This is a genomic window from Thermophilibacter sp. (assembly GCF_966187215.1).
The window spans coordinates 1-8,745 of record NZ_CBIFYV010000078.1; the positions used below are offsets into that span (position 1 = coordinate 1).

Annotated in this window: 5 protein-coding genes; 2 read left to right on the forward strand and 3 right to left on the reverse strand. The window is 60.8% G+C overall.

Annotation, left to right across the window (positions count from 1 at the left end; translation table 11 throughout):
- The 3 genes from ACWTSU_RS06665 to ACWTSU_RS06675 all read right to left on the reverse strand — a co-directional run.
- Nucleotides 1–4,294: InlB B-repeat-containing protein (locus tag ACWTSU_RS06665; RefSeq protein WP_455139086.1), on the reverse strand; the 4,294-nt coding region annotated here is incomplete at its 3' end.
- A gap of 733 nt (nucleotides 4,295–5,027) precedes the next feature.
- Entirely contained in the window at nucleotides 5,028–6,722 is a 1,695-nt protein-coding gene (pgi, locus tag ACWTSU_RS06670) for a glucose-6-phosphate isomerase (RefSeq protein WP_455139087.1), read from the reverse strand.
- 83 nt (nucleotides 6,723–6,805) lie between these two features.
- Nucleotides 6,806–7,360 (reverse strand): hypothetical protein, encoded by a 555-nt coding sequence (locus ACWTSU_RS06675; protein ID WP_455139088.1) that lies wholly within the window; start codon nucleotides 7,358–7,360, stop codon nucleotides 6,806–6,808.
- A 92-nt stretch (nucleotides 7,361–7,452) separates the two neighbouring features.
- Between ACWTSU_RS06675 and trxA the strand changes: the two genes are divergently transcribed.
- Nucleotides 7,453–7,770, forward strand: a complete 318-nt coding sequence (gene trxA, locus ACWTSU_RS06680) for a thioredoxin (protein WP_455139089.1) — start codon at nucleotides 7,453–7,455, stop codon at nucleotides 7,768–7,770.
- 2 nt (nucleotides 7,771–7,772) lie between these two features.
- Nucleotides 7,773–8,492: a phosphatase PAP2 family protein gene (locus ACWTSU_RS06685; protein WP_455139090.1), complete on the forward strand. Its 720-nt coding sequence runs from the start codon at nucleotides 7,773–7,775 to the stop codon at nucleotides 8,490–8,492.
- Nucleotides 8,493–8,745: the final 253 nt, after the last annotated feature.

Consider the following 8,745-nt stretch of genomic DNA (forward strand, 5'->3'; position numbering starts at 1 on the left):
GCTCCACGTCGCCCAGCAGGGCGTCGGTGCCGTCGTAGGTCTTGGTCGCGGAGCCGGTGAGGGCCACCGGGCGCTTGGCGATGGTGATTGTTGCCGTATCTGAAATGGTCGTCTTTACACCATTCGCAGTCACATCTTGAGTCACCTTGACGTGATAGGTACCCGCATCTTCGAATTCGGGGTTAGTGGTGCCGTAGTCCTCAATAACTTCGCCCTCATCATCTACGAGGTAGTACCGCATCTCGCCAAAGACGAGTTGTCCGGAATCGATAATTTGCTGAATGTACTCGTCCTCTATCGACTTTGAAAAGGCAGACTGGGCCTTCACCGAGTGCACATTCCCGTCATAGACGTACTCTCCACCTTCAACGTCCATGTACGCCCAAACAGCGTCCAATGTGTAGTCGGCAGCGTTGGCAAGCTTGCCGTTATAGGGATACGTTATCGTATCGCCTTCCGCACGGAAGGTAGCCTCACTATATACCGTGCCCTCGTCGTCTCCGGAGCCGGTTCGTAGCTTATCCCACCAGCCTACGAAGGCATAACCATCGGCAGTTGGGATGTCGCCAATAACTCGAGTGGTATCACCCTCGCCAAACGACTGCATCATTTTATAAATCGGTGCCCCGTTGGAAGCGTCTCGATAGTACACAAGACCCTCAGGAACGTCACCCTGCCATGAAGCAGTATCAAGCGACAGATTGTATGCCACTACGCCGTTTGCAACCTCCCACTGAGCGGTCAACGTATTCGCCTTGGGGTCCTGATTATCGGCGGCAACAATGTCGTCTGGCTTGTAGGTCTTTCCATCATCGGCCTTCCAGCCGGTGAAGCGATAGCCCTGCGGCGCCGTGAAGCCAGCCTCGGTAAGCGTATAGACCGAGTGTTCTTTGTTGACATCAATCGTGACCACTTTGTTCGCGGGCTGGTCGGTTTCTGTAATCCCGGGGTAGTTTGCAACATACGTAATCGTCGTGGTTGCGCTCGCGTCAGCCCACTGCGCGTACAGGATCACCTTTCCTGAACTCACCATCTCGGCGGTGATTTCCATCTTGCCGCCTGGGTAGTAGATGTCGCCTTGGCCGTCTTTCTCAGTGCTCCAGCCGACGAAAACTTTGCCAGAAGGCGCAGTCACACCTTCGGCTGACTGTATGTCGGCATAGGAGCCCTGCGCGTATTGCTTGTCATCGGCAACGGTGCCGTTGCCACCGTTTTCGTCATATGTGACTTGAACCTTGGCATTGCTCACCAGGTAGGGATATAGCTCAAGGTCGTCGAACACATGCTCGTCGAGGTTATACGGAACCAGATTTCCTTCGTCGTCCTTCGTTGCCCAGCCAAAAAGCTGATAGCCCTCAGGAACGGTGATGCTGGGAATGTCGTTCTGATCGATCGCAGCATCGTCCTCGACCGTAGCGGTGTCAACAAGCTGACAATCCGCATCATAGAACTTCACAGTATGTGTGGGAGCTGCCCACTTCGCGTACACCGTAATGTTGTAAGCAGGCATCGTCTCGCCATCAAAGCTGAACGGGACCTCGCCCTCAGGATCTGCATACCAGCCCTTGAATTCATAATTGCTTGGGACATTGCCCCGCTCCGGGATGTAGTTTCCCGCGTCCGAGATATCTTGCTCATATTTGTATTCAGCTGTATGCTCCTCGATTCCATTATTTATATATACTATTGAATATGAGTTTCTATCGTAGTAGAACTTTGCGTTGTCATACGGCCGTCCGACTTTGGTGCTCCGGCTTTCGTTGAGAGTGAAGCCGTTAATTTCATATCTATCCTGGGCGGCAACATTCATGGAGCTACTGACCAGTGCCGTATCATAGTGATCTAGTTCGTATTCTCTATCTAGTGATTCGGTGTAGTAATAGGCCGTTTCCGTGCTAGGCCCGTACCCTACGCTGGGCTTCCATAAAGTGCCACCCCCATATGGCATTGTGCTTGTGAAGGCCAGGTACGAGTTGCTGCCAATAAGCCAGTTATCATTCTCCCTATTGTTGCCGGAAGAAGGCCACTCATTCTTATTGAGATTTTGTCCCCACTTTAGAGTTATCTTTTTAACAATTTGGCTACTATTGCGGCTCTCTTTAAACGTTAGCGTATATTCATTGCGATCGTAATATACGTTAACGATTGTAGAGCCATCGCCTTTTATCGTGGTGTTTTCAACCGGACGCTCCTTGCTAACGTGATACGGATATGCCAAGTTCTCCCTAGCGGTCCTGTCCCACTCTCCTGCATCATTACCGAAGATATCCTTAACACCTGTTACGGCAATGTCCCTATCGCTTGCAGAAATGTTTGTGGTCGATCCGCTGGTACCCTGTCGCGTCTCGGACTTGTAGTACGAGTAGTCGTCATCGTTGGCGTTCTCGACCCAATAGATAACCGTATATTTGGTGTCTTCCCTCGGATTCCACTGAGCATAAAGCGTAATGGGATCCGAGATGGTGCTCCCCCACTGATATTCGTTGTTGCCCTCGATGTCAGAGGTCCATCCGTCAAACGTATACCCAGCACGCGTCGGGTTCTGCGGTGCCTTAGTATTTGCATCAGGGAGGTAGAACTCGGGCGCAACATAGCTGCCGCCGTTAGAATCGAACGTGATGTAGTTGCCGCTCACAACATTCGGGTAAAGCGTCACGTCGCCGTTAGCGAGAGAAACCTGGTTATCTTCAACGCGATCCGTCAACCCCTGGTCGTAATACCAGCCCTCGATTCCGTGCACTGAGTCAACAGGGAACGCCACATCGTCAACTGTAACGGCATCGCTACTCGCACCCTGCTTCGTACGAATAACGCGTGCATCATCCCCCCTGCCGTCCATGAAGAACACATACACGGCCTCATCGAATGTTGCATTGACCCGCACCTTGTTGGTAGGTGAATCTTCATTCACCTTAACCGGCGAGTCAAAATCGAAAAAGTCTTGATCGCCCTCCATCTTCCAGCCGGCAAAAACGCTGCCCTTCTGCTCCGGAATAGCGGGCTCATAAAGGACATCGCCATCTTTAACGACCTGGGAAGAAACGAGCTCATCTCCAGCCCAAAACTCATAGGTGACAACGCGAACTTCCTCTCCGACCAAATAAATTGAGAAGTGGTCCACGTCGAAAGACTGGACAGAAGCGTCGGCCTGGCGGGTGCCAATCTTCTGAACGGAGGAAGCGTCATTGGCAACGCGGTAGACGCTGATCGCGCCGTCGCCAAGGTTGGTGTTGAAGAAGCAGACGTTTACCGCTCCCTCGGGCTGGATGACGTTGCCGTCAGGACCGATCAGCGTCACGTCGATGGCAACGGAGTTCTTCAGCTCAGTCTGACCATCGCTCTCGACAACGTCGGCAACCGCGTCGATGACATCCTGACGGTTGACCTGATAGGCGCTGACGGTGGCGCCCTCGGGGAGCACGCCCTCGCCGGCCGTCACCTTGACCACAACGTCGCCGACATAGGCGTAGCCCTCGTAGGCGGGGCTGCTCACGTCAGCGGTCTGATCGTCCTGCTCGAGAACCTGAACGGCTGAGCCGTCGTCAGTCTGCACCTCGTCAGTGACCGCAGCATCGCTCTTGTTCGTGTCGGCGGGTGCCTCGTCCTCAGTAGCCTCGTCGGCGGTGTTCGTCTCAGCGGCCTCCTCAGCCGGGACGGGCTCGGTCGAAACGGCAATCGTCGCGTCGTCGGTCAGATCCGCGGCGGCAATCGTGTAGGTGCCGTCCGCGTCGGCCGTGAGGTCCTTCTCGCCGATCTTGACGGAAGAGACCTGCTGACCGTCATCGGGGACAACCGTGAACTTGAAGTCGAGGGTGTCGGAGACCTCGACGGTCTTGTTCTCGTCCGCCGGCGCGACGGTCTTCTCGCCGTCGTCGGTCATGTACTTGAGCGTGGCGCCCGTGATGTCCACGTTCAGCGTGACGGTGGTGTCCGCCTGCTCAACGGGAGCGGCGGACTCGGCAGCCTCGTCGGGCTGCTCCTCGACCGTGACCTCCTCGTTCCCAGCTGCGCCGGTGGGGTCGGCGGCCTCCTCGTCGACGGGCTCCGCGGCCTCATCCGCGGGGTCGGCCTCCTCGGTCGAGCCCTCCTCGGACGTCGTCTCGTCGGCCATCCTGTCCTCGACGATCGGAGTCTGATCGGCGCCGGAGCCGTTCAGGAGCTCCGCTGCGACAGCCTGGATGTTCGAGGACTGGAAGACCAGCAGAACCGAAAGGAACACCGCGAGGGCGGCCTTCCACCTCTGTCTCTTGATCCTCTGCGCTAAATGCTTTCCCTTGTGTCTCACGCTGATCACCGACTCCCAAGGTCCCTTGGATTTCGGCCGCCCCGGAAAACAGGGCGACACACTTCCGACCTATACAAATCAGTGTGAGTTTAGCATCATGACTTTCTTGTTTTTTGTAAAGTTTTCCCAGCTAAAATGTATTTTTTAGAGTAATAGTGTGTTTGATTTTAGATTTAAAATTGTTGTGGTAGGTACCCTATCAATTTGCCCGTGAGCCAACGTCGAGGCATAGGGCCCGTGAATTTGAGCGCTCAACCAGCCCAAATGCTCACAGAAGCTGTCAGATTTCTCGAATTATTTAGTCGCAGAAACTGGGCGCCGGAGAGCATTTATTGACGTAGGGACCCCAAAGAAGGCCATCTTGGTCATTTTCCGTAACCTGAAAGCGCTGAAGGCCGCTTTGCGACCGCTCGCAGAGGCGGGCGCGACCACCTCGGGCATCTGCGACGCCCGAGGAACGTGGGGCCCAGGAGGTCTTCAGGAAGCTGATAGTCACGGCCTCTCGCGCGACGCTTTCTGAGCCCCGCGACCATCGCCTTTCGACTATGTACACTCAGACGACGACAACGAAGCCGCGACACCACGCCTCACCTGCGGTTCTGTATTTGGTATCCCGCGCGGGAGTGTACATAGTCGAAAACCAAGCCGAACAACGGCCGTCATCATGGAACCGCGCGCACAAAACGGGCCGCCGAGCTCCTCGCCCGACGGCCCGCTGCCTGTTGCGCGTTGTCCTTCTCGCCTACTTGCGGTGCGCGCGGTAGTACTTGATGAGCGCCTGCGTGGAGGCGTCCTGCTCGGCGAGCGCCGCGTCGTCGTGGAAGGCGGGCGTGATCTGCTTGGCGAGCTGCTTGCCCAGCTCGACGCCCCACTGGTCGTAGGAGTCCAGGCCCCAGACCGTGCCCTCGACGAAGGTGATGTGCTCGTAGAGCGCGATGAGCTCGCCGAGCGCGTGCGGCGTCAGGTCATCGCCGAAGATCGACGTAGTCGGACGGTTGCCGGTGAAGCAGCGCGCCGGCACCATCCACTCGGGCGTGCCCTCGGCGCGCACCTCGTCGGCCGTCTTGCCAAAGGCCAGCGCCTTGGTCTGCGCGAGGAAGTTGCCGAGGAAGAGCTCGTGGACGTCCTGGTCGCCGTCCTTGGTGGGGTTGGGCGTGTTCACGAAGGCGATGAAGTCGGCCGGGATGGGACGCGTGCCCTGGTGGATCAGCTGGTAGAAGGCGTGCTGGCCGTTGGTGCCCGGCTCGCCCCAGAAAATCTCGCCGGTGCCGGAGGTCACGGGCGTGCCGTCCCAGCGCACGCTCTTGCCGTTGGACTCCATCGTGAGCTGCTGCAGGTAGGCCGGGAAGCGGTGCAGGTACTGGTTGTACGGCAGCACCGCGTGGCTGCCGTAGCCCCAGAAGTTGACGTACCAGACGTTGAGCAGGCCCATGAGCGCCACGACGTTCTGCTCGAGCGGGGTCTCCTTGAAGTAGACGTCGAGGTCGCGGAAGCCGCGCAGGAAGCACTCGAAGCGCTCCGGCCCGAGGGCGATGATCAGCGAGAGGCCCACCGCGGAGTCAACGGAGTAGCGGCCGCCGACCCAGCTCCAGAAGCCGAAGGCGTTCTCGGGGTCGATGCCGAAGTCGGCCACCAGGTCGAGCGCCGTGGAGACGGCCACGAAGTGCTTCTTGATGGCCTCGGCGTCCTGCTCGGCCGAGCCGTCGATGGCGCCGGCCTCGCGCAGCGCGTCGAGCATCCACGTCTTGGCCTCGCGCGCGTTGGTGAGGGTCTCGAGCGTGGTGAACGTCTTGGAGACGATGATCACGAGCGTGGTCTCGGGGTCGAGGCCCTTGACCTTCTCGGCCATGTCGTTGGGGTCGATGTTCGAGACGTAGCGGCAGTCGATGCCGGCGTCGGCGTAGGGCTTGAGCGCCTCGTAGACCATGACGGGGCCCAGGTCGGAGCCACCGATGCCGATGCTCATGACGTGCTCGATGCGCTTGCCGCTGACGCCGGTCCACTCGCCGGAGCGCACCTTCTCGGCGAAGGCGTACATGCGGTCGAGCACCTCGCGGACGTCGGCCACGCAGTCCTGGCCGTCGACGATGAGCTTGCCGGCGTCCTCGGCCGGGCGGCGCAGCGCGGTGTGCAGGACGGCGCGGTCCTCGGTGGTGTTGATGTGCTCGCCGGCGAACATCGCGTCGCGGCGCTGCTCCAGGCCCACGGCGCGGCCGAGGTCGCACAGAAGGCCGATGGTCTTCTCGTCGACGAGGTTCTTGGAGAGGTCGAAGTGCAGGTCGTCCATGTCGAACGAGAGGTTGTCGACGCGGGCGGCGTCGGAGGCGAACGCCTCCTTGAGCGAGAAGCCCGACGCGACCATCTCGTCGTGGTGCTCCTTGAGCGCGGCCCAGGCGGGCGTGGTCGTGGCGTCAACGGGTGCGGGGATGTTCGGCATGAGCGAGGCTCCTTCCCAAGCTGCAACAGATACGTTAAGGATACCGCGCCGGGCCGCCGCGGGCGAGAAGGACGCGCGGGCACCTAGTACGGCTCGCCGAGCGGCGGGATCTGCTTGAGGCGCGCCCACATGAGCTGCTTCTGGCGCGCGTCGCCGAGCGCGGCCTCGAAGCCACCGAGGTTGAGCACGCGCATGCCGCGCACGCGGACCACGTAGCCGGGCGCGAGCATCGCCTCCTCGAGCGACGGGAGGTCAGCCAGGTCATCAGCGTAGGCCTCGCGCAGGACGTTGGCGGCGCGCTCGTCGCAGCAGACGATCGTGGCGGGGTCGAGCGCGCAGACGGCCTCGCACGCGAGGGCGCCGTCGAGCGGCTCGCCGGACGCGTCCTCGGCCAGCAGCCACTCCCAGTCCTCGGGCCGGTAGCCGAGCGCCGCCAGCGACGCGCGCAGGGCCGTGCCGTCCGCGCCGCCCAGCGGCTCGCCGCCGGCGCGCTCGGCGTCGTTGAGCCCTCCCTTGACGAGAAGCACCTCCGAGAACGCGTTGCCGCCCATCCGCACGCCGCGCGAGACGAGCGCGTCGAGCTCGGCGTCGGTCTTGTCCACGCACGCGCGCCGGCGCGCGTCCCGCTCTGAGGCCATGGCCCCTCCCTCGCTTCCGGCTGTCTCAGACCAGTGTAAAACGGGAATAAGCCCGTCAACGTCACAAACGACCCCGACAGAGGGAGGTCCCCATGTCCCAGGCGATCACCAACGCCGAGTTCGACTCCGTCATCACCAGCTCCGACAAGCCCGTCCTCGTGGACTTCTGGGCGCCGTGGTGCGGTCCGTGCCGCGCGCTCGGTCCCGTCATCGAGGAGGTCGGCGACGAGATGGCCGACCAGCTGGCCGTCTACAAGTGCAACGTCGACGAGGAGGCCGAGCTCGCCACGCGCTTCCGCATCGTCTCCATCCCCACGATGATCCTGTTCAAGGGCGGCCAGCCGGTCCACCAGATGGTCGGCAGCATGCCCAAGCCCGCGCTCGTCTCCGAGCTCAAGGCCCACCTGTAGCCATGGCCACTGCCCGTGAGCTGGCCCAGGACGTCCGCGACATCGCGCGCGGCGCCCTGGGCCTTCTTCGTCAGAACGCGCGGCTCGCGGTGCTTCTCGCCGCGGCGCTCGTCTTCATGCTGCTGCTCGAGGACGTGACCGAGGGCAGCGTCCTGCGCCTCGACACGATGGCCTACGAGCTCTTTGTGGTGCGGCTGCGCTCCGACGCGCTTACGCCGCTCATGGAGGGTGTGACGTCGCTCGCCTCGGTGGTGGTGCTCGCCGTGATGGCGGCCGTGATCGCCGCGCTGGCCCCGGGCAGGGCGCCGGGCTGGTGCGTGAGCGTGAACCTCGTGGGCGTGGTGGCGCTCAACCAGCTGCTCAAGTTCATCGTGCAGCGGCCGCGCCCGGACGGCTTCCGCCTGGTGGCCGAGAGCGGCTACAGCTTCCCCTCCGGCCACTCGATGGTCTCCATGGCCTTCTTTGGCCTGCTCATCTGGATGGTCTGGCGCTTCCACCGCCGCGACGTGATGCGCGTGGTGTGGTGCGTCGTGTTTGGCCTGGTCATCGTCATGGTGGGCGTCAGCCGCATCTACCTGGGCGTCCACTACGCCTCGGACGTGCTGGCCGGGTTCTGCGTGTCGATCATGTGGCTGGTCCTCTACACGCGAGTTGTGGCGCCGCCGCTGCTGGCCGCGGACGCGCCTCCCTTCTCGCCCGATGACGGTGCGCGGCCTGAATAACATACACTTCAGAGTAAGTCTGAAAGTTCTCATCGCGTTTTGTCGGATTCATAAAACCAAATGTATGCTAATCAGGGCATCAGGACCAACGGCGCGTTGAACGGCGCGGTAAACGATGCGGTAAACGGTACGGTAAACGCGCAGCGAGAAGCCCCCGCGCCGCCCGCTAGCTGTTCAGTGCCAAGACGTTGTTTACGCCCCGAGGGTGACAAATAGGGAGGCCTCCCGCATGCTGTGAGTTGCCTACGCTCGC

Bases quoted from the DNA above. Each gene is read 5' to 3' on its own strand.
- trxA (WP_455139089.1), top strand. From the start codon at position 7,453: ATGTCCCAGGCGATCACCAACGCCGAGTTCGACTCCGTCATCACCAGC.
- pgi (WP_455139087.1), bottom strand. From the start codon at position 6,722: ATGCCGAACATCCCCGCACCCGTTGACGCCACGACCACGCCCGCCTGG.
- ACWTSU_RS06675 (WP_455139088.1), bottom strand. From the start codon at position 7,360: ATGGCCTCAGAGCGGGACGCGCGCCGGCGCGCGTGCGTGGACAAGACC.
- ACWTSU_RS06685 (WP_455139090.1), top strand. From the start codon at position 7,773: ATGGCCACTGCCCGTGAGCTGGCCCAGGACGTCCGCGACATCGCGCGC.